At 57.4% G+C, this 25,867-nt stretch carries 27 protein-coding genes; 17 read left to right on the top strand and 10 right to left on the bottom strand.

Annotation, left to right across the window (positions count from 1 at the left end; genetic code table 11):
* Window positions 1–31 precede the first annotated feature (31 nt).
* Together AC2FIT_RS12100 and AC2FIT_RS12095 are read left to right on the top strand one after the other, a co-directional pair.
* A complete protein-coding gene (locus AC2FIT_RS12100) occupies window positions 32–439 on the top strand; it encodes a DUF6497 family protein (protein ID WP_233421965.1) in 408 nt (135 codons plus the stop codon).
* A gap of 130 nt (window positions 440–569) precedes the next feature.
* Window positions 570–923 carry a hypothetical protein gene (locus tag AC2FIT_RS12095; protein WP_496829758.1) on the top strand — a complete coding sequence of 118 codons (354 nt, stop codon included), beginning with the start codon at window positions 570–572 and terminating at the stop codon, window positions 921–923.
* Window positions 924–1,010: 87 nt separating this feature from the next.
* Here AC2FIT_RS12095 and AC2FIT_RS12090 read toward each other — a convergent pair whose 3' ends face one another.
* Window positions 1,011–2,168 (bottom strand): DcaP family trimeric outer membrane transporter, encoded by a 1,158-nt coding sequence (locus tag AC2FIT_RS12090; protein WP_496829756.1) that lies wholly within the window; start codon window positions 2,166–2,168, stop codon window positions 1,011–1,013.
* Window positions 2,169–2,809: 641 nt separating this feature from the next.
* Here AC2FIT_RS12090 and AC2FIT_RS12085 point away from each other — a divergent pair.
* Together AC2FIT_RS12085 and AC2FIT_RS12080 are read left to right on the top strand one after the other, a co-directional pair.
* Window positions 2,810–3,013 carry a hypothetical protein gene (locus tag AC2FIT_RS12085; protein WP_496829755.1) on the top strand — a complete coding sequence of 68 codons (204 nt, stop codon included), beginning with the start codon at window positions 2,810–2,812 and terminating at the stop codon, window positions 3,011–3,013.
* Between the two features lie 114 nt (window positions 3,014–3,127).
* Window positions 3,128–5,173: an acetyl-CoA carboxylase biotin carboxylase subunit gene (locus AC2FIT_RS12080; RefSeq protein WP_496829753.1), complete on the top strand. Its 2,046-nt coding sequence runs from the start codon at window positions 3,128–3,130 to the stop codon at window positions 5,171–5,173.
* Window positions 5,174–5,240: 67 nt separating this feature from the next.
* Here the strand turns inward: AC2FIT_RS12080 and AC2FIT_RS12075 are convergent, their stop codons facing one another.
* Window positions 5,241–5,687: a DUF4174 domain-containing protein gene (locus tag AC2FIT_RS12075; protein WP_496829751.1), complete on the bottom strand. Its 447-nt coding sequence runs from the start codon at window positions 5,685–5,687 to the stop codon at window positions 5,241–5,243.
* A 168-nt stretch (window positions 5,688–5,855) separates the two neighbouring features.
* On the opposite strand from AC2FIT_RS12075, the gene scpA reads away from it, so the two are divergent.
* The 6 genes from scpA to AC2FIT_RS12045 all read left to right on the top strand — a co-directional run bounded on the left by scpA (window position 5,856) and on the right by AC2FIT_RS12045 (window position 11,295).
* Window positions 5,856–7,982 (top strand): methylmalonyl-CoA mutase, encoded by a 2,127-nt coding sequence (scpA, locus tag AC2FIT_RS12070; RefSeq protein WP_496829750.1) that lies wholly within the window; start codon window positions 5,856–5,858, stop codon window positions 7,980–7,982.
* A 103-nt stretch (window positions 7,983–8,085) separates the two neighbouring features.
* Complete coding sequence (locus AC2FIT_RS12065) at window positions 8,086–8,688, top strand: VOC family protein (protein ID WP_496829748.1); 603 nt, start codon at window positions 8,086–8,088, stop codon at window positions 8,686–8,688.
* Window positions 8,685–9,173, top strand: coding sequence for a GNAT family N-acetyltransferase (locus AC2FIT_RS12060; protein ID WP_496829746.1), 489 nt, complete (start codon window positions 8,685–8,687; stop codon window positions 9,171–9,173). Before AC2FIT_RS12065 ends, AC2FIT_RS12060 begins: the two co-directional genes overlap by 4 nt.
* Before the next feature lie 45 nt (window positions 9,174–9,218).
* Window positions 9,219–9,899, top strand: coding sequence for a TerB family tellurite resistance protein (locus AC2FIT_RS12055; protein ID WP_496829744.1), 681 nt, complete (start codon window positions 9,219–9,221; stop codon window positions 9,897–9,899).
* Window positions 9,900–9,904: 5 nt separating this feature from the next.
* Window positions 9,905–10,882: an endonuclease/exonuclease/phosphatase family protein gene (locus AC2FIT_RS12050; protein ID WP_496830070.1), complete on the top strand. Its 978-nt coding sequence runs from the start codon at window positions 9,905–9,907 to the stop codon at window positions 10,880–10,882.
* Between the two features lie 38 nt (window positions 10,883–10,920).
* Window positions 10,921–11,295, top strand: a complete 375-nt coding sequence (locus tag AC2FIT_RS12045; protein WP_496829742.1) for a hypothetical protein — start codon at window positions 10,921–10,923, stop codon at window positions 11,293–11,295.
* A 3-nt stretch (window positions 11,296–11,298) separates the two neighbouring features.
* Here the strand turns inward: AC2FIT_RS12045 and AC2FIT_RS12040 are convergent, their stop codons facing one another.
* The 5 genes from AC2FIT_RS12040 to AC2FIT_RS12020 form a co-directional block, all read right to left on the bottom strand.
* On the bottom strand, window positions 11,299–12,843 hold the full coding sequence (locus tag AC2FIT_RS12040; protein WP_496829740.1) for a Ppx/GppA family phosphatase: 1,545 nt from the start codon (window positions 12,841–12,843) through the stop codon (window positions 11,299–11,301).
* A gap of 49 nt (window positions 12,844–12,892) precedes the next feature.
* Window positions 12,893–13,582: a P-loop NTPase family protein gene (locus AC2FIT_RS12035; protein ID WP_496829738.1), complete on the bottom strand. Its 690-nt coding sequence runs from the start codon at window positions 13,580–13,582 to the stop codon at window positions 12,893–12,895.
* Window positions 13,583–14,656, bottom strand: a complete 1,074-nt coding sequence (locus AC2FIT_RS12030; protein WP_068335801.1) for an AI-2E family transporter — start codon at window positions 14,654–14,656, stop codon at window positions 13,583–13,585.
* Window positions 14,657–14,746: 90 nt separating this feature from the next.
* Entirely contained in the window at window positions 14,747–15,721 is a 975-nt protein-coding gene (locus AC2FIT_RS12025; protein WP_496829736.1) for an isopenicillin N synthase family dioxygenase, read from the bottom strand.
* Window positions 15,721–17,085 carry an FAD-dependent oxidoreductase gene (locus tag AC2FIT_RS12020; RefSeq protein ID WP_496829734.1) on the bottom strand — a complete coding sequence of 455 codons (1,365 nt, stop codon included), beginning with the start codon at window positions 17,083–17,085 and terminating at the stop codon, window positions 15,721–15,723. Before AC2FIT_RS12020 ends, AC2FIT_RS12025 begins: the two co-directional genes overlap by 1 nt.
* Window positions 17,086–17,252: 167 nt before the next feature.
* Here AC2FIT_RS12020 and proS point away from each other — a divergent pair, with 167 nt between their 5' ends.
* Window positions 17,253–18,593, top strand: coding sequence for a proline--tRNA ligase (gene proS, locus AC2FIT_RS12015; protein ID WP_496829732.1), 1,341 nt, complete (start codon window positions 17,253–17,255; stop codon window positions 18,591–18,593).
* Entirely contained in the window at window positions 18,577–19,488 is a 912-nt protein-coding gene (locus AC2FIT_RS12010; protein WP_496829730.1) for a glycosyltransferase family 2 protein, read from the top strand. Before proS ends, AC2FIT_RS12010 begins: the two co-directional genes overlap by 17 nt.
* Window positions 19,489–19,493: 5 nt before the next feature.
* On the opposite strand, the gene AC2FIT_RS12005 is transcribed toward AC2FIT_RS12010, so the two are convergent.
* On the bottom strand, window positions 19,494–19,706 hold the full coding sequence (locus tag AC2FIT_RS12005) for a hypothetical protein (protein WP_496829728.1): 213 nt from the start codon (window positions 19,704–19,706) through the stop codon (window positions 19,494–19,496).
* A 515-nt stretch (window positions 19,707–20,221) separates the two neighbouring features.
* Between AC2FIT_RS12005 and AC2FIT_RS12000 the strand changes: the two genes are divergently transcribed.
* From AC2FIT_RS12000 to AC2FIT_RS11990, 3 genes are all read left to right on the top strand, one after another.
* The gene (locus AC2FIT_RS12000) at window positions 20,222–21,517 is read left to right on the top strand and encodes a lipoprotein-releasing ABC transporter permease subunit (protein WP_496829726.1); all 1,296 of its coding nucleotides are present in this window, start codon (window positions 20,222–20,224) and stop codon (window positions 21,515–21,517) included.
* Window positions 21,510–22,196 carry an ABC transporter ATP-binding protein gene (locus AC2FIT_RS11995; protein WP_496829724.1) on the top strand — a complete coding sequence of 229 codons (687 nt, stop codon included), beginning with the start codon at window positions 21,510–21,512 and terminating at the stop codon, window positions 22,194–22,196. Before AC2FIT_RS12000 ends, AC2FIT_RS11995 begins: the two co-directional genes overlap by 8 nt.
* 133 nt (window positions 22,197–22,329) lie before the next feature.
* Window positions 22,330–22,734 (top strand): c-type cytochrome, encoded by a 405-nt coding sequence (locus AC2FIT_RS11990; RefSeq protein WP_496829722.1) that lies wholly within the window; start codon window positions 22,330–22,332, stop codon window positions 22,732–22,734.
* A 3-nt stretch (window positions 22,735–22,737) separates the two neighbouring features.
* Here AC2FIT_RS11990 and AC2FIT_RS11985 read toward each other — a convergent pair whose 3' ends face one another.
* Both AC2FIT_RS11985 and AC2FIT_RS11980 read right to left on the bottom strand, forming a co-directional pair.
* Window positions 22,738–23,424 (bottom strand): hypothetical protein, encoded by a 687-nt coding sequence (locus tag AC2FIT_RS11985; RefSeq protein ID WP_496829720.1) that lies wholly within the window; start codon window positions 23,422–23,424, stop codon window positions 22,738–22,740.
* 41 nt (window positions 23,425–23,465) lie between these two features.
* Window positions 23,466–24,128 (bottom strand): DNA-3-methyladenine glycosylase I, encoded by a 663-nt coding sequence (locus AC2FIT_RS11980; RefSeq protein WP_496829718.1) that lies wholly within the window; start codon window positions 24,126–24,128, stop codon window positions 23,466–23,468.
* A gap of 299 nt (window positions 24,129–24,427) precedes the next feature.
* Between AC2FIT_RS11980 and AC2FIT_RS11975 the strand changes: the two genes are divergently transcribed.
* Both AC2FIT_RS11975 and AC2FIT_RS11970 read left to right on the top strand, forming a co-directional pair.
* Window positions 24,428–24,949 (top strand): DUF2478 domain-containing protein, encoded by a 522-nt coding sequence (locus tag AC2FIT_RS11975; protein WP_496829716.1) that lies wholly within the window; start codon window positions 24,428–24,430, stop codon window positions 24,947–24,949.
* Window positions 24,950–25,094: 145 nt separating this feature from the next.
* Window positions 25,095–25,799, top strand: coding sequence for an IS6 family transposase (locus AC2FIT_RS11970; protein ID WP_496829704.1), 705 nt, complete (start codon window positions 25,095–25,097; stop codon window positions 25,797–25,799).
* The last annotated feature ends 68 nt before the right edge of the window (window positions 25,800–25,867 follow it).

The raw sequence follows: 25,867 nt of genomic DNA, 5'->3' as shown, positions 1-25,867 counted from the left end.
GCGCGCGACCCCGGAGAGAGGAGCCTGCGTCTTGCAGGTCTGGGGTCGCGCTCTTGCTCTGATATGTCTTTCATGCGTCAACCCTGCCTTCGCCAAATCCGAAAACCTGCTGCCGGTGCCGTCTGGACAGCCCGTACATCTGACTGATGTGCTGCTGGACAACAGTCCGGGTGAGCTGTGGGTCAGGTTTCGCTTCATCGCGCCCAAGATCGGGTCGACAGTGGGGCGGATCGGATATGATGTGGCCTCGGTCGATATGGCGCATTTGTGTCAAACGCTCGCGGTCGCCTATGTCGCCAAATACGATCTCGAACCGGCGCGGGTTGTTATTTCTCTGTCTGACCGGCCTATCGAATTCGGGCGGTCGGCGCCCGATGCAACTCAGTTCTTTGAAGCCTATCGGCTGGAGCAATCCCAATGTATCTGGGAGGGCTTCTGACCATGAAACGTTATCGAAAAACCCGGACGTTTCTGAAAACCAATGCGGCTTTGGAGGTGCGCGTAATGATTCTGTCTGCGCTTGGGAACAGGCTTGTTTCCCTTAATACGACGAACAAAAAGGTAGCGACATGCTGAAACACCGTGGATTCCCGGGACGGCTTCCCGGAACCGATTTTCAGTTCACTATTCGCCGTGCCAACCCAAAAGGTATCACGCCGATCTCTCGGCGCGAACGGTTTCGGGATCGCAAGCCCGCAGACCGTCGTGCCGACGCAGCATTCATGGAGGCGCTGTGGCAGCATTTTGGCGACCAACCTTTTGAACGCGGCAACTTGGATGCGGGTCGGTTGAGTTGGTTGTTTGAACGCGAAATTATTGCTGCCGAAGATCCGTTTGATCCGGCCAGCTACGAGGCCTTGCTGGTGATAGATGTGGACGCGGCGCGCATGTCGTTTCCGGATATTTTCAGCGAGGTGCGTTAAGCCGTGCAGGCCGCTGTAGTGCATACCCACCCGAAAGTGTCTTGGGAAAAAACCCTGCCCGGTGTCGGGCAGGGCAGGGCTGTAGGCCTAGAAGTTCAGCTGCGCGGCAAGCTGAATACGGTCGCCGTCGAAATCCCGGCCCGTAGGCGCGTCATTCCGCTCGCCGTAGAAGTATTCGGCGCTCAAGGTCAGGTTATCCGTGGCTTTGTAGAACGCGTTGACGTGGATCGTTTCGAGTTCGGTGAAAGCCAGCGTACCGGTCGAGCTCGCAAGGTCATAGTCTTCGCTACCATAGGCGATACCGATGTTCAGTTTTTCCCCTATGTCCTGGCGGAGCTCAAGCGAGTAGCCGTCCGCGTCGTTGGCCCGGCCGCCAACGATTGCATCACCGCCACCGATCAGATACGGGCCAATCGCCTCGCCGTCGGTGTAGTTGGCCGTGAAAAGCCCACCTTTCCAGAGTTTGGCCGTGGCGCCGACAGTGAAGCCGGTTTGATCAACCTCGGTATTGCCGTCGGCGGACTTCGCCTTGCTGTAAAGCGCAGCCGCACGGGCGCTGTACTTATCGTTTTTGAACTCGACAGCGGCCGTCAGAACAGGGTCATCCGAGTTCGAGGAGCCGACGTTTTCTTCCACAGACGCGGTGAACGTGGTGTGTGCGCCGAGTTTGCCGGTGTAGCGAACCTGCGGTGTCCGGGCAAACAGAACGCCAACAGGTCCGTTGAATTCAACCGTGCGGGGATAAGAGTCCAGCGCCATGAAGTTCGTCCAGGTCTGACCAATCAGCCAGTGGTCACCGATCGTGATATTGGCATGACGTATCCGGAATTCGGCGGTACCGCTCGAGCCAAACAGGTCTACCTCCAATTGTCCGCCAATGTCGCCGATGCTGCTGGGTGTGAGGGTGCGCAGCCCGATCCGCGATTGGCGAACTGTGGCGCCAAATTTTCCGTTGGTCGCTGCGCCGGGTTCACCAATAACGTTCACAAAGGCCGTGTCGCCTTGGTCGAAGTCGAAATCATAGAAGAAGTCGGCTTTAACATAGCCGTAGACATCCAGGGATGTGCTACCGACACGAAGATCCCCGGTTCCGGAACCGGCGCTATTGGCTTCGAGAGCTTCAACCCGGGCGCGCAGAGCTTCCAACTCGGCTTGGGTTTGTGCGTCTTCGGCAAAGGCAAGCGTGCTGGTTACGCTCAGCACAGTAGCAGTGAGCAGGATTGCCTTTGTGTTTTGTTTTTTCATTTGGGTGTTTCCTTGTGTGCAAATATGCACGGGCACACTTTCATGCAGCGAATGTTCAAGGAAATCACGAGGCCGAGACAAAAAACTGGTTATAATTCAACGAAATGTGTGAAATTATGGGTTAGAAATCACGCAGAGGTGAAGGTCCCTGCTAAAACCCTGATACAACCGAAATTTTCTGCCGAGTTGCTTCTAGCTGATAGCGGTAACGTAATTTTAGGGCGCTCCGCTTACTTCGTTGTTTGTAACAGAATTGTGACGGCCATAGGTTTCAGGCCACATGCGCCGACGTTCATGGCACTCGGCACTAATTTGCGCGGCGTTTTGTTGCATGGGCAGATTCCAGCCGGAATCCCAACGGGTAACACTTCAGTCTTTGCCGCCTGTTACGTCGCGTGCATTCTGTCTGTGCCGTGCGGCTCTACTTTGCCTGCGCCGCACAAGCACCTACTATTCCGTACCCCTTCCTTGCGCGGGCAGGCTTGTGAAACCCACAACGTCCTGCCCGCGTTTTTCTTTGCGCGCGACCTACGGCATAAACCTGCGCAAAACCCGAAAAAACCGCGCTTGTTATTGAATATCAACCCCCGGTTGCTGCATCTCCGCTTCAGTGAATCAATAACTGAAAAGAGGCAGAACGAATGCGATTCTCAAAATTCTTCCTGGCCGTTGCGACCTGTACGGGCCTCGCGGCCTGTGGTGACTCGACCGGCGAACAGGCGCTGCTGGGCGGTGGCGCAGGCGCGCTGGGCGCGGCGGTCCTCAACGCCGATCCGTTCGTCGGGGCAGCGGTGGGTGCCGCCGGCAACGTGCTATTCTGCAAAACACAACGGAACTGTTACTAATACAGTCTTTGGGGCGCCTGTCGCCTCGACCGTCATCGCGGAACACGCCGTCATGGGGCTAAAACCCTGTGGCGGCGTTTTGCGTTTCCAAAACACCAAGACAAAGGACGTTCCATGTTCAACAAGATCCTGATCGCCAACCGGGGTGAGATCGCCTGCCGCGTTATGAAAACCGCGCGTAAGATGGGTATCGGCACGGTCGCCATTTACTCAGATGCAGACAAGAACGCGCTGCACGTTTCGATGGCGGATGAGGCGGTGCACATAGGCCCGCCGCCTGCGAACCAGTCCTACATTGTCATCGACAAGGTGATGGACGCCATACGGCAAAGCGGTGCCCAGGCGGTGCACCCCGGCTATGGCTTCCTGTCGGAAAACGCAAAATTCGCCGAGGCGCTTGAGGCGGAAGGGGTTGCGTTTGTCGGACCTCCGAAGGGTGCGATTGAGGCGATGGGTGACAAGATCACCTCGAAAAAGATCGCTCAGGATGCGGGTGTATCGACAGTCCCCGGTTATATGGGTTTGATCGAAGATGCCGATGAGGCGGTTAAGATATCAAACGAAATCGGCTATCCGGTCATGATCAAGGCCAGCGCCGGCGGCGGTGGTAAGGGTATGCGGATCGCCTGGAATGATGAAGAAGCGCGCGAAGGCTTCCAGTCATCCAAGAACGAAGCTGCGAACTCGTTCGGGGACGATCGAATTTTCATCGAGAAATTCGTGACTCAACCTCGCCATATCGAGATTCAGGTTTTGTGCGACACCCACGGCAACGGAATCTATCTGGGCGAGCGTGAATGTTCGATCCAGCGTCGGAACCAGAAGGTAGTTGAAGAGGCGCCATCGCCCTTCCTTGACCCAGAAACGCGCAAGGCAATGGGAGAACAGGCCGTCGCGCTGGCCAAGGCCGTGAACTATGCCAGTGCGGGCACGGTTGAGTTCATCGTGGATGGCCAGAAGAATTTCTATTTCCTGGAAATGAACACGCGCCTTCAGGTCGAACACCCCGTCACTGAGCTGATCACCGGTGTTGATCTGGTTGAACAGATGATCCGCGTGGCGGCAGGTGAAAAGCTGACGATCACGCAAGATGATGTAACCCTGACTGGCTGGGCCATTGAAAACCGCCTGTATGCCGAAGACCCGTACCGCAATTTCCTGCCCTCGATTGGTCGTCTGACCCGGTATCGCCCCCCGCAGGAAACCGCTGCTGGTCCGATGCTGGTGAACGGCAAATGGCAGGGCGATGCGCCCACGGGTGAGGCTGCGGTTCGCAACGATACGGGCGTCTACGAAGGTGGCGAGATCAGTATGTACTATGACCCGATGATCGCCAAGCTTTGTACATGGGCCCCGACGCGTGAGGTCGCGATTGAAGCGATGCGCGTGGCGCTGGATAGTTTTGAGGTGGAAGGTATTGGTCATAACCTTCCTTTCCTGTCTGCCGTGATGGACCACCCGAAATTCATCAGCGGCGATATGACCACCGCCTTCATTGCTGAGGAATACCCGGACGGGTTTGCTGGCGTAGAACTGTCCGAAGCTGATCTGCGCAGCATCGCGGCCTCTTGCGCGGCGATGCATCGGGTGGCCGAGATTCGCCGCACACGTGTCTCGGGCCGTATGGACAATCACGAGCGCAAGGTGGGCAAGCGGTGGAACGTCGCGTTGCAGGGGCTGGAATTTGATGTGAAGGTCAAAGCCGACAAACAGGGTGCGACGGTCAAGTTCAATGATGGCGAGACCCTGCGTGTCTCATCAGACTGGACCCCTGGCGATCAATTGGCTTTAGTTGACGTGGATGGCAACCCTCTGGTGATGAAGGTCGGCAAAATCTCGGGCGGGTTCCGTGTGCGAAACCGCGGCGCTGACCTGAAGGTGCATGTGCGCCGTCCGCGTCAGGCGGAACTGGCCAGACTGATGCCCGAGAAACTTCCGCCTGATACATCCAAGATGCTTCTCTGTCCGATGCCCGGCCTGATCGTAAAGATCGATGTCGAAGTGGGGCAAGAGGTGCAGGAAGGTCAGGCGCTGTGCACGGTCGAGGCGATGAAGATGGAAAACATCCTGCGGGCCGAAAAGAAGGGTGTCGTTGCCAAGATCAATGCCGGCCCGGGTGACAGCCTTGCCGTGGACGATGTGATCATCGAGTTCGAATGATCATGGCCTTGTGTTCGCCATATCTCCGGATGGTCCCGGCGCGTCGCGCCGGGCGTGGTGAGGCCGTTCAACCGCCCTCGCGTCGCTCGCGGATCTCGCGTTCGCGCAGGGGCGTCTTGTCGATGGATCGGCCAATCTCGCGCACGCTCCACGGGGAAGGCTTACGCAGTTTAACCACACCGTCCTTGTCGACGAACACCATCTGGAACCCGCGCGGCCGCAATTTCGATCGGATGGGCGAACGCGCGGCTGGGTCCGTATCGGTCAGCACAATCACATCGCGATCGCGCATGGCTGCTTCGCCTTCGACCAGCATGTCGATCTGTTGCTGGAACCGGGGGTCGGCGGGCGTGTCGGCAAAGACAACGATCGGTCGACTGACCCACAGAAACTCGCTGAGCTCGCTGTCGCCAACGGGCCGGACAAATTCATCCTCTGCCGGTGCAGACCCGTCGGCAGCCACTGCGGCCAGCGGGAATAGTACCAAGAAAACAAGGGCAAGCGTTCGTGTCATAAGTCCTCCTGTTGGGTTGAATATAGCCCCTGTGTTTGTGAATGCGACCGACGAAATGCACCCGGCGTTCAAAAACTTGCGTTTGACCGGGCCTGAACCGGCCCTGTCGGATATCACATCGCGCGGATGACCTTCCGACGCGACCCGAATAAAGAAAAGGAAATCGCCATGACCGATACCAAAGACTGGCAAGCCCTAGCCGAGAAAGAGCTGCGCGGGCGTCTGTTGGAAGATCTGACCAGGGAAACCTTGGAAGGCATCGATGTCAAACCACTCTATACGCAAGAAGATACCGCCAATTTGCCGCATATGGGGTCTTTGCCGGGGTTTGGTCCGTTTACGCGCGGGGTAAAGGCCACGATGTATGCCGGGCGCCCTTGGACAATCCGGCAGTATGCAGGCTTCTCGACCGCCGAGGAATCCAACGCGTTCTATCGCCGAAATCTGGCGGCGGGCCAACAGGGCGTTTCCGTCGCTTTCGACCTTGCGACGCACCGAGGATACGACAGCGATCATCCGCGTGTGGTTGGAGACGTCGGCAAGGCCGGTGTGGCCATTGACAGTGTCGAGGATATGAAAATCCTGTTTGACGGCATTCCGCTGGACAAGGTCTCGGTCTCGATGACGATGAACGGCGCGGTGATCCCCATTCTTGCAAACTTCATCGTTGCAGGAGAGGAGCAGGGTCACGATAAATCCGTCCTGTCCGGAACCATTCAGAACGACATTCTGAAAGAGTTCATGGTGCGCAACACCTACATCTACCCGCCCGAGCCGTCGATGCGGATCATCTCGGATATCATCGAATACACGTCGAACGAGATGCCGAAATTCAACTCGATCTCAATTTCCGGCTATCACATGCAAGAGGCTGGGGCGAACCTCGTGCAGGAACTGGCTTATACTCTGGCGGATGGACGTGAATATGTTCGCGCAGCGACACAGGCCGGGATGGACGTTGACAAGTTCGCGGGCCGTCTGTCGTTCTTCTTTGCAATCGGCATGAATTTTTTCATGGAGATCGCCAAGCTGCGCGCCGCCCGCACGCTGTGGCACCGGGTGATGACAGATTTCGGTGCGAAGTCTGAACGGTCAAAGATGCTGCGTACTCATTGCCAGACGTCCGGTGTGTCGTTGCAGGAACAAGACCCCTATAACAACGTGATCCGCACGGCCTACGAGGCGATGAGCGCGGTTCTGGGCGGCACCCAGTCGCTGCACACCAATGCGCTGGATGAGGCGATCGCGCTCCCCACCGATTTCTCGGCCCGTATCGCGCGTAACACGCAGTTGGTGCTTCAGGAAGAAACCGGTGTGACCGATGTGGTCGATCCGCTGGCCGGGTCCTACTACGTCGAAAGCCTCACCAATGAACTGGTCGAAAAGGCATGGGCTCTGATGGAAGAGGTCGAGGAGATGGGTGGCATGACCAAGGCCGTTGCCTCGGGCATGCCCAAGCTGCGGATCGAAGAAAGCGCTGCGCGCCGTCAGGCCATGATCGACCGGGGCGAAGAAGTCATCGTAGGCGTCAACAAATACCGCAAGGAACAGGAAGACCCGATCGACATTCTGGATGTCGACAACGTGGCCGTGCGTGAAGCCCAGGTCGCGAGACTGGAACGCATCCGTGCGACCCGCGATGACGCCGCGTGCCAGCAGGCGTTGGACAATCTGACCACAACCGCGCGCGAGGGTGGAAATTTGCTGGCCGCCGCCGTTGAGGCCGCCCGCGCCCGTGCATCCGTAGGAGAGATCAGCATGGCAATGGAGAAAGAATTCGGCCGTCACCGCGCCGAAGTAAAAACACTGGCTGGCGTTTACGGCGCTGCTTATGAGGGCGATGAAGGCTTTGCTGCGATACAGAAATCCATCGAAGACTTCGCCGAGGCCGAAGGCCGCCGCCCCCGTTTGCTGGTTGTCAAAATGGGGCAGGACGGGCACGACCGCGGTGCCAAAGTGATCGCCACTGCCTTTGCGGATATCGGGTTCGACGTGGACGTTGGCCCGCTGTTCCAAACCCCTGCCGAGGCTGCGCAGGATGCTGTGGACAATGACGTGCATGTTGTTGGCATCTCCTCTCAGGCCGCTGGCCACAAGACGCTGGCGCCGCAATTGGTTGAGGAACTTAAAAAGGCCGGAGCAGAGGACATCATTGTCATTTGCGGCGGTGTGATCCCGCAGCAGGACTACCAGTTCCTCTATGATCACGGCGTGAAGGCGATCTTTGGCCCGGGTACGAACATCCCCGATGCAGCACAGGACATTCTGCGCCTCATCAGAGAAGCCAAAGCTTAAGGTCAACCGGGTTTTTCATCGAAAAATCTTGTGATCCTTTACCAGTGTTGGGTACATGCGACCAGATCCGTACGGGTCTGGTCTTTTTTGATGGAGGTCGCACGTGTTGCTGGATCATTTGGCCGTTGCGGGTGAGACACTGGAACAGGCAGCCGCTCATGTCGAGCACGCCTTGGGGGCGCCGCTTCAAGGTGGTGGCAAACATGAAACTTTTGGCACGCATAACCGGCTGCTGGGTTTGCGCGATGGGTTGTATCTGGAGGCGATTGCAATCGACCCCAATGCGCCCAAGCCGGAACCTACTCGGTGGTTTGACCTTGACCGGTTTTCTGGCTCTCCCCGCCTGACGAACTGGATTTGCCGAGTCTCGGATATTGATGCGGCTTTGTCCAACTTGCCCGATGAGGCGGGACAGCCGGTCGAGCTGGCCCGAGGCGCGCTGAGGTGGCAAATGGCGGTGCCCCCCAATGGGCGACTGCCTTTCGATAACCTGTTTCCGGCGCTGATCCGATGGCATGGTGATCTTCACCCGGCCAAGATGCTTGAAGACAGCGGCTGCCGCCTAAAGCGACTGGTGGTTTTCCACCCCGAAGCTCTGGATCTGGCGCGCTTGATAGGAGATATGGAAACCGTGGTGTTCGACTCCGGCCCAGCCGCATTGCGTGCTGAATTCGAAACGCCTCATGGCCCGCGTGTTCTGGAATGAACATCCGTCAAGCCCAGATCGGGGATGCCGCTGCAATCGCGGAAATCACCAACACGATCATTCGCGAAACGTTAGTGACATTCACCACCGATGAGCGCGACGTTGATGCCATAGCCAAGGATATCCAATCACGCGGCCCCGCCTTTTTGGTGGCTGAAGAAAACGCACATTTTTTAGGGTTTGCCACCTATGGTACCTTTCGAAACGGGCCGGGATATGCGGAATGCCGCGAGCATAGCATTCAACTGGCTCCAGAGGCGCGTGGGCAGGGGACCGGGCGCGCTTTGTTGTCCGCGCTGGAGGATGCTGCGCGGAAACAAGGCATACACGTTCTGGTAGCCGGAATTTCTTCGACAAATGCGGGTGCGGTCGCGTTTCACGCCGCGCTTGGCTATAGGCAAGTTGGCCATATGCCCGAGGTCGGCCTAAAGTGGGGAAAACGTTTGGATCTTTTTTTGATGCAGAAAATTCTCGCCTCAGGGTGATCGGTCGCACCTGACAGTGGTGAACAAGAGCGATAGGGTGCATTCATGTCGATCTGGACTCGTATATCCGACGCGCTGAGCGCGCTTTCCCAAGGTGAAAGCCTGACGGCTGTATTTGAAAAACTGCGCGCCCCGCCGGAACGCTCGGTCGCGTTTGCGATTGCCGTGATTGCGTTGGGTGCAAAAATGGCCAAGGCTGACGGGCAGGTGACGCGGGATGAGGTTACTGCGTTCCGGGAAGTCTTTCAGATTGCGCGCAAGGACGAAGCCAACGCGGCCCGCGTCTTTGATATGGCCCGAACCGATGTCGCCGGATATCAGGATTATGCCCGAAAAATCGCACGTATGTTCGAAGATGATGCAACCACCCTTTGCGACCTGATGGAGGGGCTTTTTCACATCGCCATGGCAGATGGGTTCTATCATCCGAACGAGGATGAGTTTCTGGAGCAGGTCAGCCGGATTTTTGGCCAGACTGAGGCTCAGTTCCTGGCCCTGCGTACACGATTTGTTCCTGACGCGCCGAGTGATCCGTACACAGTTCTGGGTGTGCCGCGCGACATGCCACTGCCAGATATCCGCAAGGTCTGGCGGCAGTTGGTGCGTGAAACCCATCCTGATGCGATGATGGCGCGTGGGGTGCCTGAAGAAGCCATTCGACTTGCCGAAAAGAAGATGATCGACATAAATCGCGCGTGGGACGAAATCAACGGCGCGCAGGCCTGACAGGGATGCGGTTCGCGACCTATAATATCGAATGGTTCGCCAACTTGTTTGACCGAAACGACAACCTGATCGTGAATGACAACTGGTCGGGTCGTCTTAACATCACCAAGGCACAGCAAGTTGAGGCCATCGCCAAGGTTCTGACAGCGGTTGACGCAGATGCAGTCGTGATCGTCGAAGCCCCAAACACCGGCAGAACACAGGATACCATCCGAGCCTTGCAGAACTTTGCCGAGGCATTTGACCTGCGCACCTCGCATGCGGCGATGGGATTTGCCAACGAAACCCATCAGGAACTAGCCCTGCTGTACGACCCCGATGTGATGACCGTAAGGCATGATCCGATTGGAGGCGACGACACAGCCCCCAGGTTTGACGATGTGTTTCGAATTGACCTGGATATCGACGCGACCGAGGACAAAGTTTTATTCTCCAAACCTCCGATGGAGCTGGCGGTTAAGACACGATCCGGGGTGCACCTACGCCTGATTGGTGCGCATCTGAAATCCAAAGCACCGCACGGGGCCGAATCGCGGGATGAGGCAATCCGGATCTCGATCGCAAACCGCCGCAAACAACTTGCGCAGGCGGTGTGGTTGTCGCGCCGGATTTCACAACATATCGCGGTCGGTGAGCACGTTATCCTGCTGGGTGATCTGAATGACGGGCCGGGGTTGGATGAGTTCGAAAACCTTTTTGGTCGATCCTCGGTCGAAATTCTGTTGCAGACTGGCTTGTTCGATCCTCACGCCGGACAGGTGAATCCAATACCATCAACGGCCCGTTTTGACCTTGATAATGGGGAGCATCTTGAGGCTTTACTGGACTACATAATGGTCAGCGAAAACCTGCGTGCGCGGCGACCGGCCTGGCGCATTTGGCACCCGTTCCGAGATAAAAAATGCCGCGACGTGACTGACTTGCATCAGGCCTTGCTGACCGCATCCGACCATTTTCCTGTCTCACTGGATATTGAGCTGTAGCCTTTCATCAACGGACAGCAGCCCCTATACTTGTGCCTATGAGACGTCTTATTCCTATCTGTGCGCTTTCGGTTGCGCTGGCGCTGCCCTCCCACGCCGAAGAGGACACCGGCAAGTCTCTGATGGAGCAGGGGGCCGAGCTGTTTTTTGAAGGGCTGCGTAAGGAAATGGAGCCCGCGCTGGAAGATTTACAGGGTCTCGTTGGCAAGTTCGGACCGGCCATGCAGTCCTTCTTTCAAGAGATGGGACCAGCGCTTGCCGAACTGGCGGATGAGATCGAGGATTGGAGCGCCTACGAAGCGCCCGAGATGCTGCCAAACGGCGATATCATCATTCGCAAGAAACGCATTCCGGACGAACCCGAAGTGCCCGAGGAGAGCCAGGAAGAAGCTGACGGGGCGACAGAGATTTAGCCCTTATCCCCTGACGATCACGCGGGTTTCGGATTTCAGGGCCGAAGCCAATGAGTTCAGTCGCGACGCCGCCACCTCGGTGAACAATGGGGACCCTGCTTTGGGCAGCCTCAGTTCAAGCTGGCGCTTTTTGGGGAAATACCGCAGGGTGCCCATCGTAGCGTCGCTTTGCATCCATAGCATGGCACCGAAACGCATGGCTTTACCCAGAATCTCGGCCTGTTTCTGGTCCTGCTCGCCCAGCAGTTTGTACAATGGGGCAAAGCGGTTGCCCTCGCGTTTGTTGCGGTACCTATGTTGCAGAGCCAGCCCGATAAATATCCGTTCAGAGTGCTTTAGCCCGCCCAGATTGGCGCGGGTGACATAATCGAAACAGACCTCGGCCCGATAGTCGGGATGCGCGCGCCAGCTTACATCATGCAGCAGACAAGCCGCCTTGATCAGACGCACGCGCGTTGCGGGCGCTGATTTGAATAGCGGCATGACGAAATCGTAAAGGTGCTTGCCGAAACCGGGCAGGCGCGCATCCTTGGCCTCGGAAAACCGGCTGGCCTCGATCAGTGGATCGCGATCACGCAGGTTTTGCGGCATTTGCTCGTACAGCAAGCCCTCGCGTATACCATAGCTTGAAATCGCGATATCCTTGGGTTTGAACGTGCGGATCAACCGCGCGAGCACATCCATTGCATAAGGTATCAAGGCCATACGAGACCCAGAGACACCCGCCAGACTGCGCAACTCGGCCGGGTCTCCTTTTTCGATGAACTTAATGGTTTCATGCACCTGTTTGGTGGTCATGCGGTATTCATGCAGAACGTTCAAGGGATAGCCCCGCCGCAGCATGTCCAGACGGGCAAATGCCCGCCAACTGCCGCCCACAAGGAACAAACGATCCCTTTGGGGCCCCAATTGATCCCGCAGGTCTTCCATTGCTTCTTTTATATGTGCCTTTCGCGCACGTCGTCCGCCCTTGATGTCACGCAGCTTCAGCGGGCCTAGGGCAGATGTCAGACAGTGACCAACCTCTCCGGCACCGATCTCGGCCAATTCCATGGACGAGCCGCCAATGTCGCAAACCAAACCATAGGCACCCGGCCAGCCAAGCAATACGCCTTGCGCCGACAGCCGCGCCTCTTCAGCACCATCAAGAATCTGAACGCTCAGCCCGATTTCCGATTTAACCTCTTCACAGAATTCGGCGCCGTCGCTGGCTTCGCGTACGGCTGCGGTTGCGACAACATGCAAACCGGGAAGGCCCAGATCGTCGGCCAACCGGCGGAACCGACGTAGAGCTGCCATCGCACGGACGCGCCCGCGAGGGTTCAGATGCCCGGTTTCCGACAGCCCGGCCCCCAGTTCGCACATCACTTTTTCATTGAAGAAATAGGCCGGAGATCTTGCCGCACCGTCGAAGATCACCATGCGGACCGAGTTTGACCCCACATCGACCACACCGACCCGCGACAGGGCGCGGACCTCAGGATTATCGAACAACGGTTTTCCGAAAGGTCCCCAGTCCGGGATGTCGGTTGCTGCGATCTGATCCATGTTTCTTCCAGGTATTTCGGTGCCACAATGCGAAATCGCCGCGTTTTGGTCAATTGTCGGATGTGACTTCCGTCACATCCGCGTTCAGGACCCGCCCCGCAAGCGCGCGCGTAATTTCTCTCTTTTCCGACAGGGCAAGGTGATCCAGCCGCGCCACCACCTCGGCCGCGGTTTCGAAACGCCGGTCCATGTGTTTGACAAGATAAGCAATCACGTCAGGTCCGGGGTTCAGTTGGCGGTCGATGAAAAGCTTGGCCAGCACCGCGCCCAAAAGCGCATCGTCGGGCGGATCAAGCGCCACGTGATGCGCGCCCTCGATCCGGCTTTGAAGATCGGGTAGCGGTAATTGCCACAGTTTCGGCACCAAACGCCCGGTCATCAACAATGCGCGCCCTTCAGCCAGTACCAGATTGTGCAGATGAAACAGGGTTTTCTGCTGTTCGATATCGTCAGCGACCATCGGCACGTCTTCAACGGCAACAGGTGTGCGGGCCAGTTCGGGAACGTCCTGATGGCGCACGTCTCGGGCCTGGATGATCCGCCCACCGGTTTCAGCGGCCCAGACATGGGCCAGATGTGTTTTACCTGCCCCGGCAGGACCGCTGAGGACCAGCTTGTTACCGGGCCATGACGTGGCCGAGATCATTGCAACAGCCAGCGCGTTGGCGGGGGAGACAAAGAAATCCTCACGGCCAAGCGCAGTTTTCGCCGGCAGATCGAAACTCAGTTGTTGGGCCATCTACTCGTCTTCCTGTTGCTGCCCTTCAATGCCGGTGTATAGTCGGCTGTCCAGATAGACTGAGGTCAGGAACCGGGCGACAACCCCCAGGGCGGCCGCAACAGGCACTGCGACCAGCATGCCGACAAAACCGAACAATGCGCCGAAGACCGACAGGGCAAGCAGCAGCCAGACCGGGTGCAGGCCAACCGAACTGCCAACCAGTTTGGGGGTGAGGAAATTGCCCTCGGTCACTTGGCCAAGTGCAAAGATGCCCGCGACCAACCCGATCTGAATCCAATCGCCCCAGAACTGAAACAGGGCGAGGCCGATCGCCAGCGTACCGCCGATCAACGCGCCCAGATAGGGGATGAACGTCACAAGGCCTGCAATGAACCCGACAATCAGGCCAAATTGCAGGCCAACGACCATCAGCGCCACAGCATAATAGGTGCCAAGTATCAGGCATACAGTCCCCATGCCGCGCACGAACGAGGCCAGAACGTCATCAATCTCGCCCGCGAGGCGCTTGATCGTGGGGGCGTGGTCACGGGGCAGCAGCTCTCCGATGCGGGCCGTCATGCGATCCCAGTCCAGCAGCATGTAGACCGTGACAACCGGAACAATGACCAACAGGAACAAGACGTTGATGGCCGAACCAAGAGAGGCCACGACCGATTGCAGAACGTCCCCGGATTTTGCTTTCAAAGTCTCGCCCAGAGAGACGAGCGCTTGATGCGAGCTTGAGTTGGTGTCCAGAATTGAAGGGAACTGCCGTTCGATAAACCCGCGCAGCTCTTGGAACAGGCTTGGAAGCACGTCGACCAGATCAACAAGCTGCGTGATCAGCGCGGGTACGACCATCAAAACAATCAGCAAAAAGCCCAGAACCCCAACAATGGTGATGATCCCCGTCGCCGCCATACGTGACAGGCCCAAAGCCTCGATCCGGTCGGCAATCGGGTCAAGGAAATATGCGATGGCGCCACCAATGACGAATGGCAGCAGAACGTCGCCAAGCGCCCAGAGCAGCAGGGCAAAAACTGCGGTTGCAACCCCCCAGTACCTGAGTTGATCTTTCACCGGCAACGCCATGGTTGTCCCCTTGTTATCGGCTCTTGCTGGCGTTCTTGGCGTATGCGGCCTTGTGATGCAAGCTGTTCATGTCCGTTGCAATACGGGTCGTCAATCGCGCAGCGTCCCCAGCTCAGGCGTTGTATCCGTCGCTGTTTCATCAGGCCAGTTTGTGCGCCATGTTTCAGCTGACCAATGGCCGCAATGCACCGGGGGACGGTCAAATCCCGGCAGGGGCGTGAGCAGGGGGGCTACGATTACGTCGTGGCGGGGCACTGCAAAATAGGGGAAGGAATAGCGTTCTCGGCCAGAACGATTCACCACGCGATGCGGCGTGGATTTGAGCCGCCCGCCTGACCATAGTTCCAGCATGTCGCCGATATTGACGACAAATCCGCCTGGTGGACAATCGGGAGCGATCCAGTCTCCGTCATGAGTTTGCACTTCCAGCCCGCCAACAGGGTCGGGTGCGATGATGGTCAGAGCGTCGGTGTCTTTGTGGGGATGGATGCCGTAGCCGTCCTCATGAGGTGCCTGAGGGGGATAGTGCAGCAGCGTCATATTTGTCATCGGATCGCGGAAAGCGTCGCGCAACTGGCGGGCGGGCAGCCCCAGACCGGTCTCTAGCGCGCCTAACAGGATATCGGCTACACGGTCTAGTTGCGACCAATAGCCGAGGATTACGGACCGTGCCTCAGGCACCTGCGGTGGCCAGACATTTGGGCCATATAGGGCGCATTCACTGCGGATCGTTGCATCATTGGCCACTTCGTAGTGCAGTTTGTACCCTTCGTATTTGTCCGCCGTGCCAGACCCATGATTCGGCGTGAAGAATCCCAACGGGATGAAACCGCGATAGTTCTCGCGGGTGATCGACTGCTCCCATTTCTCATCTTCGTCGATGTCAAAGATGGCCTGCACGCAGGTGCGCATACGCTGGACTGTATCGGGGGATATCTCGGTTCCCGAGATCGACAGAAACCCGATATCTGCGCAGGCATCCATCACCTGTCTGACGGTCAGGTCATAGTCCGAATGCCGCGTGTCGCGCAGCGGGGTGATGTCAATCGTCGGAATGCGGCCCATCAGTGAATCCTGACACCTTGGCGGTTAAGCTCGGTATGAACTGGCGCAAGGTTCAATACGTGAAGCTCTTGATTACTTTTCAGCGACAAAGCGGCAGCAATACCTGCGCCCTGACCCATAACCGCACAGCACGCCATGTTCCGCGTGGCGGCATGGGCCACCTTGTCAGCCCCGTGCGAACGGCCCGCGACCAACAGCCCCTTTATCCCCTTCGGCAACATCGAACGATAGGGCACTTGCATGTAACGCCCCGTGGTCGGCAGAATCAGGATGCCGAAACCATCTATGAATTCGGGGTATATACCGATCGTGTCCTCGAACCGGCCCTGATGGCGGGCGTCGTTCTCGGTCATGTTGTAGACCGCGTCGATCTTACGTGTATCCCGGATACCGATTGTCATGCCAAAGTTTCGCAGCCGGGCGTTTTCGCAACCCGGCATGAAGCGGCGCAGCGCGTCGATGGCGAGCATGGCCTGCCGGCGGCCCTCGATCTCTCCGCGTGTCAGACTATCGGGGTCGGTTCCGTCAATTTCGGTGAGGTGGATGAGGTTCATATAGGTCAGCTCGCCCGTGTCGTGCATCGCGCCCCAAGTGCCTGCGATGGTGTTCAGATGCGGCGGGATCAGCCCCTGTTCGATGGCCTGCTGGAACGGCTTGTGAACGAAGGGTGAGAACATGTCGTCCTCTTTTCCGCTGGTTTCGATGTTCCATTCACCGCCACCGCCCCAATCCTTGTAAGTCTGTGGATCGGCCTTTACGCCTTCCATAAAGGCCCGTTTGTCCACACCAGCCAGATGGAACATGACCGAAGCAGCCATCATCTCTTCGCGCGCGGTTTTGTAGGTCGGCGCACCCGCGCGGTGGGCCACGTCGGCGTCTCCGGTCGCGTCGATCACCACCTTGGCCAGGATCGCCTCGCGTCCGGCCTTGGATTCGGTGATGATGCCAGTGATGCGGTCGCCCTCCATGATGGGCGCGACGAATTGGCGGTGCAGCATCGGATGTATACCAGCTTCTTCTACCAGCTTGTCTGCCACCAGTTTGAACCCTTCGCTGTCCAGCTCATAGCTGAGTGACTGGCTTTCCGGCACTGCGGCGCCCATGTCCTTGGCGCGGTTTTCGAATTCCATTCCGATGCCGCCTGCTTCCACCGTCTGTTCGTGTCGATACCAGGCAAACCCCTCGACCCCGACAACGGTGATGTTGCCGCCCATACAGCCAAAGCGGTCAACCAGGGACACCTCGGCCCCGGCACGCGCTGCGGCCAACGCGGCAGCCAGCCCGGCGGGCCCGGACCCAACGACCAGGACGTCGGTCTGATGGACAACGGGTATCTGACGGGCGGGTTCCTGAATGGTCTGCATCGGTGCCTCTGAAATTTACATTTCTGTCACAATTGAAGAACCTGACTGATGGGTCAATTCAAAAAGCCACCTGACCTGAGGGCCGCAAAATCACCAATGCCGATTGCCCCCGGCGGGGCTTTGCAATAAGCAGCTTTGAAGTCCAAATTCACCTTTAAAGGTTCAAAATGCGCCTCAGCCGTTACTTTCTGCCCGTTCTTAAGGAAACTCCGTCCGAGGCTCAGATCGTCAGCCACCGGCTGATGCTGCGTGCCGGGATGATCAAGCAGGCCGCAGCCGGGATTTACTCGTGGCTGCCGCTGGGTTTCAAAGTCCTGCGTAAACTGGAAAACATCGTGCACGAGGAACAAGCGCGGGCAGGGCACGTCGCGATCCAGATGCCGATCCTGCAATCGGCCGACCTGTGGCGTGAATCCGGCCGCTATGATGATTATGGTCAGGAAATGCTGCGGATGCAGGACCGCCATGGCCGCGACATGCTGTATACCCCGACCGCCGAAGAGTTGGTGACCGACATCTTCCGCGGCCATGTCAGCAGCTATAAAGACCTGCCGCTGACGCTGTATCAAATCCAATGGAAATTCCGCGACGAGATCCGCCCGCGTTTCGGCGTGATGCGTGGACGCGAGTTCTATATGAAGGACGGGTACAATTTTGACCTGACCAAAGAGGATGCGCTGCACGCCTATAACCGCCATCTGGTCAGTTACCTGCGCACCTACGAACGTATGGGCCTGCAAGCGATCCCGATGCGTGCCGACTCCGGCCCCATCGGCGGCGATGATACTCATGAATTCCTCGTGTTGGCTGACACTGGTGAGTCCGAGGTGTTCTATGACAGTGCCGTCACCGACCTGACGTTCGGTGACCGTGACATCGATTACGATAACCGCGAGCAATGTCAGGCGATCCTCGAAGAGTTCACCTCAAAATACGCGCGTACGGACGAAACCCACGACGAGGCGCTGTTCAATCAAATCCCCGAGGAACGTCGCCGCGTGGCGCGTGGCATCGAAGTTGGCCAAATCTTCTATTTCGGCACCAAATACTCCGAACCCTTGGGCGCAACTGTGCAGGGCCCTGACGGCAAACCGGTTCCCGTTCACATGGGCAGCCACGGCATCGGGGTTAGCCGCCTGATAGGCGCGATCATCGAAGCCAGCCACGATGACAAGGGCATCATCTGGCCCGAAGGCGTGACACCGTTCCACTGCGGAATCGTTAACCTTAAGCAAGGTGATGAAGAAGCCGATGCGGCCTGTGACAAAATTTATGGCGCTCTGACCGCGCTGGGGCTTGAACCGCTTTATGATGATCGGAACGAGCGGGCGGGGGGCAAGTTCGCCACCATGGACCTTATCGGTCTGCCCTGGCGCATTACCGTTGGTCCGCGGGGGCTGAAAAACGGCGTGGTCGAGCTGACCTGCCGCCGGACCGGCGAAAGCGAAGAGCTGAGCCCTGAGGCCGCCGTTAAGAAAGTTGCCGAAATCTATGAGCAAATTGCCTGAACAGGATCAACGGCCACTGATCTCGGTCGTCACGGTAACGCGAAACCTGATCGAAGCAGGGCGCGAGGAACAAGTCCTCGCTGCCCTCGACAGTGTTCAGGATCAAAAATTCCGCGACATCGAGCATGTGATTTGGGACGGCCAATCCGACGACGGCACGCAAGAGCTTTTGAAGGCCGCGATTCAAAAGATCGCGGATTCTGAAAACCCCATTCCCGTGCAGTATTTCTGCGAGGCAGACAAAAGCCTTTATGATGCGATGAACCAGGCGGTTCAGCGGTGCGCGGGCGAGTATATTCTTTTCCTCAATTCGGATGACTTGCTTGCGGGCGCTGACAGCCTGCTGGATGTTCAAAAAGCCCTTGAGCCTGACAAGCCGGACTTTGTTTACGGTGAGACGGTCTTTTTTGATGATGAGGGCAATCGACGCCACGCTCGCCGGCTCACGCCGAAATCCATCCTGCAACGCCTGCCATTCGGACATAATGCGATGGTTTTGAAAAAGGCGGTTTTTCAGGAAATGGGTGGTCATGACCTGCAGTTCCGCATTGCCGCGGATTATGACATGGTCTTGCGGATGATTTTATCTGGCCATTCCGGCTATCGGCTACAGCGGCCAATATCGCTGTTTCGGATCGGAGGGGTGTCAGCGGACACAGATGCCGCAGGTGCTGAAATGGCCGCAGTCTGGCTGAAAAACTATAGCCAGTTCTGCGATCTGTCTGGATATACCGACGCACAAAGGATTGGATGGTACAAGCAGGGCCATCTGCCAGTACGGGTTTCAGCTGCTATTTTGTTGAAATCGCTGTCGCACCCGGCCATTGCCCGGGCTGCGTTCTACAGCCTGACAAAGACGCTGCGCCGCAAAGCACAGTTTTGGCGTAGCTACTAGGTCTGTTACGGTTTTGGCCGTTTCGTCAGAATGTCGCCATCCGCGGTGTTCCCGCGTGCCACGACGATTGGGCGTCCGAGGCGTTTGACCAATTCACGCAGTTCGAACCCAAGAAAGCGTATCCCACACACTCTTTCCCCGGTTGTGCGGTCCGTGATGCACAAGCGCCCGTCGCGAAATGCCAGACGGTATCCCTTTTCCTTTAGGATGTCAGCCAAGCTTGCCCAACTTGCCGCAGTGTCAAACACAGGGCGAATTGTTGCACGCAAAAGCGCTGCAGTTTCACAATCAAGTTCTGAAGATGCCTTTCGGACCAAAGTCGGGTCCAAAAAAACCGTATTACTCTTTACTAACATGAGCGTCTCCCGCTCTTAAAATGGTATCCCCCTCGTGTTTAGGGTGACAAAATTTCGAAAAATTGGCAAAAGGCGAAATAAAATTGCTGAGGAAATTGTTGCATTTTGAGTTCAGTCCCTCACGCGACGGCCTCTTTGACTTCATACCTGAAACAATTCGGGGATGTCTGTGAAGCGCGTCACAACCAAGGGTATAAGGTTGCGCTCCGATATCACCTTTGACCAGATAAATTGCGATGGTTTTTCGTATGATTCGTATCGAAGACTATGCGCAGAGGTCGCGGAAACGCCCATCCGGACGCAGGTGGTGGATATCAACTTGACCATCCAAGGAAATGCCGAAAGTGTCGCGCCAAACAAAACCACCCGGAGCAGATATGGCCAAGACGCCCCCGCCCTTTGCCCCCTTTGAATGGAAGATCGCCTGGCGATACCTGCGTGCCCGCCGGGCCGAGGGCGGCGTCAGCGTGATGACCTGGATTTCACTCATCGGAATCACGCTGGCCGTATTTGCCCTGATTGCGACCTTGGCCGTGCGGTCCGGCTTCCGGGCCGAGTTCGTGGGCACCATTCTGGGTGCCAATGCGCATGTCACGGTTTATTCGGCGGGCAATTTTGACGCTCAGGGTCGGCTGGATCGCACTATTGCGAATTATGATGACATGGCCGACCGCATCGCACAGGTTCCCGGTGTAGAGCGTGCAGCGCCCTTGGTGAAAGGGCAGGTACTGATCACCAATCGCGAGCGGAGCAACGGGGTCGAGGTTTTTGGCATTCAACCGGATGACCTGCTGGACCTGCCCGGCGTTGCGGAAAGCGAACAGGCCGTGGGTGATCTGTCCGAATTTCAGAATGGCGAAGATGTCATTGCCATCGGGTCAGGTGTCGCACGGGGTATCGGGGCAACGGTTGGGGACACGATCAAGCTGACCTCGCCCAACGGGGTGAAGACGGCCTTTGGTACATCGCCGCGCGTAAATGCGTATCGGGTCGTCTATGTGTTCTCGGCCGGGCGATATGATATCGACAGGACGCGCGTGTATATGCCCTTCGAACAGGCGCAGAGCTTCTTCAACCGCGAAGGTGTGGCCGACGAGATCGAGGTTATGGTCGAGCGGCCCGAAGAACTGACGCCGATCCTGATCCCAATCCTCGAAGCCGCCGGAGAGCGAAGCCAGATATGGACATGGCAGGACGCATCCGGCGGGTTTCTGCGGGCGCTCGAGGTTGAAGACAACGTGATGTTCATCATCCTGTCTATCCTGGTTCTGATCGCTGCGATGAACATCGTTTCGGGTCTGATCATGCTGGTGAAAAACAAGGGTCGCGATATCGGCATCCTGCGTACCATTGGGCTGAGCGAAGGCTCGGTCCTGCGCGTCTTCTTCATTTGCGGTGCGTTCACAGGGATCATCGGCACTGCTTTGGGTGTGCTGCTGGGATGCCTTTTTGCGATCTATATCGATCCGATATTTTCATTCGTGAACTACATCATGGGAGGCGGCGTTTGGGACCCGTCCATTCGCGGTATCTATGCCTTGCCGGCCGAACTACATCTGTCGGATGTGCTCAAGGCGATTGGTTTATCATTGGGGTTGTCGTTCTTTGTTACCTATTTCCCGGCGCGCCGCGCGGCGCGGCTGAATCCGGTCGAGGCGCTGCGGTATGAATGATGTGACGATGCGGTTGAACGGGCTGGTCAAGACCTACCTGAAGGGCACGCCGGGCGAAGTTCAAGTGCTGCGCGGCGCCGATCTGGAGTTGCGCGCGGGCGAAGCTGTTGCGCTGGTGGCACCATCCGGGGCGGGAAAGTCTACCCTGTTGCACATCGCGGGGTTGCTGGACACGCCAGATGTCGGGTCCGTGGAAATCGCGGGCAAGACTGTAAACGGCAAGGGGGATCGGACCCGCACGGCGATCCGACGGCAGGACGTAGGCTTCGTTTATCAGTTCCACCACCTGCTGCCCGAGTTCACGGCACTGGAAAATATCACCCTGCCACAACTGGCCAACGGTGTGTCCGAGAAGGCGGCCCAAGATAGGGCGATGTCCTTGTTGGACCGCGTTGGTGTTGCGCCGCGCGCGCATCACCGTCCAGCGACTTTGTCAGGGGGTGAACAACAACGCGTGGCATTCTGCCGAGCGCTGGCCAACACCCCCAAAATCTTGCTGGCCGATGAACCAACCGGAAATCTGGACCCCGAGACATCTGATCAGGTGTTTGACGCGCTTATGGCGCTGGTGCGGGAAGAAGGGCTGTCAGCGTTGATTGCCACGCACAACATGGACCTTGCAGCCCGGATGGACCGCAAACTGCGATTGGAAGGTGGGGTGCTCAGGCCAGTTGAGTGATGGGCCCCGCCAGTCAGCATGATGAAGACGTATTGTATTATTGCCACTGCTCATCTGCTTCGTTGATCTGGATCATTGTGCCAAGAACCGCAGCGAGCAAGCCTGTAAACGTCAATCGTGACAGGAGGATGCGATGAGCAGACAGCTACTTGGGGTAGCTGCTATCGGAACACTGATGGCAGTTTCACAGGCCGCGGCGCAGGACGTCGGGGAAGGGGCCGAGTTGTACCGGCACTTTTGTGCAACGTGCCACGGGATCGATGCAGCCGGGCAAGGCCCAATGGCCGGTGTTTTGTTGATTCCACCACCGGACCTGACGAAACTGGCCAACGAAGATGGCGTATTCCCAACCGCTCGCGTGGTGGCGCGTATTGATGGGCGCGATCCGTTGGTAAGCCATGGTAGCCCGATGCCGGTTTACGGACCATATTTTGATGGGCAGGATACCTCGATGAAAACGCCAGAGGGGCAGCCGATTCTGACAAGCCAGCCGATCGTGGATTTGGTCGCCTATCTCGAAACGCTGCAAGGGCAGTAGTCGTTATCTGCAAATGCCTTCGGTCTTGGCGCCGTTCCACGGGATCACGATGTCGCGGTCACGTGACTGCTCTGGCAGTGGTGACAGATCGAAATGTACGCTCAGCATGTCGTGAATTCGCTGGGTTCTGGGTGCCTTTGGGTCCAGCGCCCGGCAGCAGACGTATTCCTCGACGATCGCGCCTTGCTGTTCAAACCCATATGACAAGAAGTTCGGCGATGTGTTGAGATCGAACAGGTACGGGTCCGAGTTGCCGCCATGTTCGGCTGCGGCGCGCAGCGGGTGATAGCCGGTGGTTTCCCGGTTTTGCCATTGCCAGACATGGGTCAACTCATGCGCAAGAAGCATCGCTGCAATCAGGTTCATCTGTTCGGGGAATTCGGACATATAGTCCTCAAGATACCAGTCGCGGGTGAAATAAACCCGATTGAACAGGGCAACGGCGGCCGGTTTTGCGGTCACTATGCCTTCTTCAGAAGGCGGCAGAATGCGTTCGCGGCAAGCGAGGCGGGGCCGTGATTTGCGATAAAAGGTAACCGGCGCGACCGGAGCCCCCTCGACGAGGCGCACGCGGTCCAGGTTAAGCGTCTCACCCTGAACGGTATCGGCAAAGCTGCGTTCCTGCTCGGTCAACGAGCGTCCGCAGGACGCAAACAGAACAAGAGCCATCATCAGGATGCGACAGGTCATAATCAGAGCCTAGTGGCAAGCGCCCGCACTGCAACTGCTTTTCACAGGGTCATTGCCAAAACGCGGCTGATTTCTGTCAGTGATCGTCCGGATTGATCCATCCACATGTTAAAAGCGTTCTGTACGGCCATCATCGCCTTTTTCGAGCTAGGTGGCCTGTCGACCACGCCTTCCGCGATCAGCCGGGCAGTGACATCCTGTGACAGGATAAAACTGTCGCGACCGGCAAGGCGCATAGCATATTGCGCCGACTTTCCGCCCAAACGTGTGCCTCTTTTGTTTAACATAGCCAGCAGTCCTACGTAGTCGGTGGACGGCCAACTGCCTAGAACGTGGCCCGCACCACCTTCCTGACGCAGCTCTAGCAGAAACGCCGCATTGTCCCGGACGGCAGCGATCTTGGCACCGTTGCGCACTATACGGGTATCCCGTAGCAGGGCGTCGAATGTCTCGTCATCCATAAATGCACAGCGGCCAACGTCGAACCCGTTAAATGCGGCCTCGAACCCCGCCCACTTGTTTTCTATGACCGTCCAGTTGAACCCGGCCCGAAAAATGCACTTGGTGAAAATCGACAACCAGCGATCGTCAGGCAGCGCGGCAAGCTCTGTAACGCTTTTGGGTTTGGTCAGCTTGGCCTCTATGGCGTCAGGCCCGCCGTGGCGGGCGGCGGCCATAAGAAATATATCATCGAAATGGTGCATCGGTACCCTTTGTTGTCGTGTTTGGGTGTTACATATCGGGCTGCACCTGAAATTACAGAGCATTTTCAGCGCTTCGCCCCAGTTGTTTGGGCTATGGCCAACCTAAATCCCAAGACTGCACCGAAGCCGAGAAATAAGGAAGATGACAAAGCTGGGTCGAGCCCTTGTCCGCTCGGTGCTGCTTCCAGGCATGCACGCAGCTTTGGTCGGTTTACCACCTCTGCCGCAACGCTGGGAGTGGTCGGATCGGATTATGCGTGCTATCTGAGTGGGCACGATATTTTTTCGAGGGTCTCTGAATGTATCTGGCCTATGTCACAACCACCGACCGCGGCGCGACCGATCGGCTTCTGAGCGAAGTTGCACAGCATCTACTGGCCGCTGGCGCGCATCTTGCCGGCGTGGTGCAAACCAACACCGAATGCACCGATAGCAGCAAATGCGACATGGACGTCCGCGTGTTGCCAGACGGTGAGATGATACGTATCTCACAGTCGCTGGGCGAACATTCGCGGGGCTGCCGCCTGGACCCTGCGGCACTGGAGCAGGCCGTTGGGTTGGTTGCCAATTCGCTGGATGACGCCCCGCAGTTGCTGATCATCAACAAGTTCGGCAAGCATGAGGCTGACGGGCGCGGCTTTCGTCCTGTGATTGCCGAGGCGCTGGCAAAGGACATTCCGGTACTGGTTGGTGTGAATGGCCTGAACAGTGACAAGTTTCAGGACTTCGCGGGTGGCGCGGCCGAAAAGGTCGCGGCTGACCTCGAATCTATTGTAGCTTGGTTTAACCGCGTCGACGCACAGCGAGTCGCTGCGGCTTGAGTGAAGCCGCAGCGACTCGCTGTGCGTTTCCGCGTGCTTGTCCGGTAAGTGATTAGGCGCAGTGGTAACAGGCTCGCCATTCATCAAAGGTCTTGTGATAGGAAACCGGCTTGAGGCGGGTAGGTCTGTTTTGTAGCGTCGCCCCATGACCAGAAGATCGCCGTTTCGCTATTTCAAAACCAGTCCAGAAATCATCCGCCTTGCTGTGATGCTATATGTCCGTTTCCCACTTTCGCTTCGCAATGTGGAGGATCTCTTGCATGAGCGGGGTGTCGATGTCAGCCACGAAGCGGTTCGATACTGGTGGCATCGGTTTGGTCCGATGTTCGCATCTGAAATCAGGAAGCGGCGCATTTTCGGAATGAAGTCGAGCCAGTGGCGCTGGCATCTGGATGAAATGTTCGTCAAGGTAAATGGCGAACGACACTATTTCTGGCGGGCCGTCGATCACGAAGGTGAAGTGCTTGAGAGCTTTGTCACCAGGAAACGCGACAAGAAGGCTGCGTTGAAATTTCTAAAGAAAGCAATGCGTAAGCATGGCCGCCCCGAAGTGATTGTGACAGATCGGCTCAGATCTTACGGTTCCGCGCTTAGGGAAATCGGTGCTGCAAATCGGCAGGAAACGGGCCGCTGGCTGAACAACAGAGCCGAGAATTCTCACCTGCCATTCCGACGACGGGAGAGGGCAATGCTTCGCTTCAGGCGGATGCGAAGTTTGCAGAAATTCGCCGCCGTCCATGCTTCAGTCTACAACCTCTTCAATTCAGAGCGCAGCCTCTACTCAAGATCAAGATTCAAGCTGAACCGTGCCGCCGCTCTGGATGAGTGGCGCAGTCTCTGCGCGGGATAGGGGCAGTGATACTGTCTCACCCGAGACGAGTTCGAATTGGTCTGGCAGCACCTTAGAAATAGAGGAGC

The sequence above is a fragment of the Ruegeria sp. YTSA135 genome, assembly GCF_059610165.1.
The sequence above is the reverse complement of the archived record's forward strand: the minus strand, read 5'-3'. Positions and strand labels throughout refer to the sequence as shown.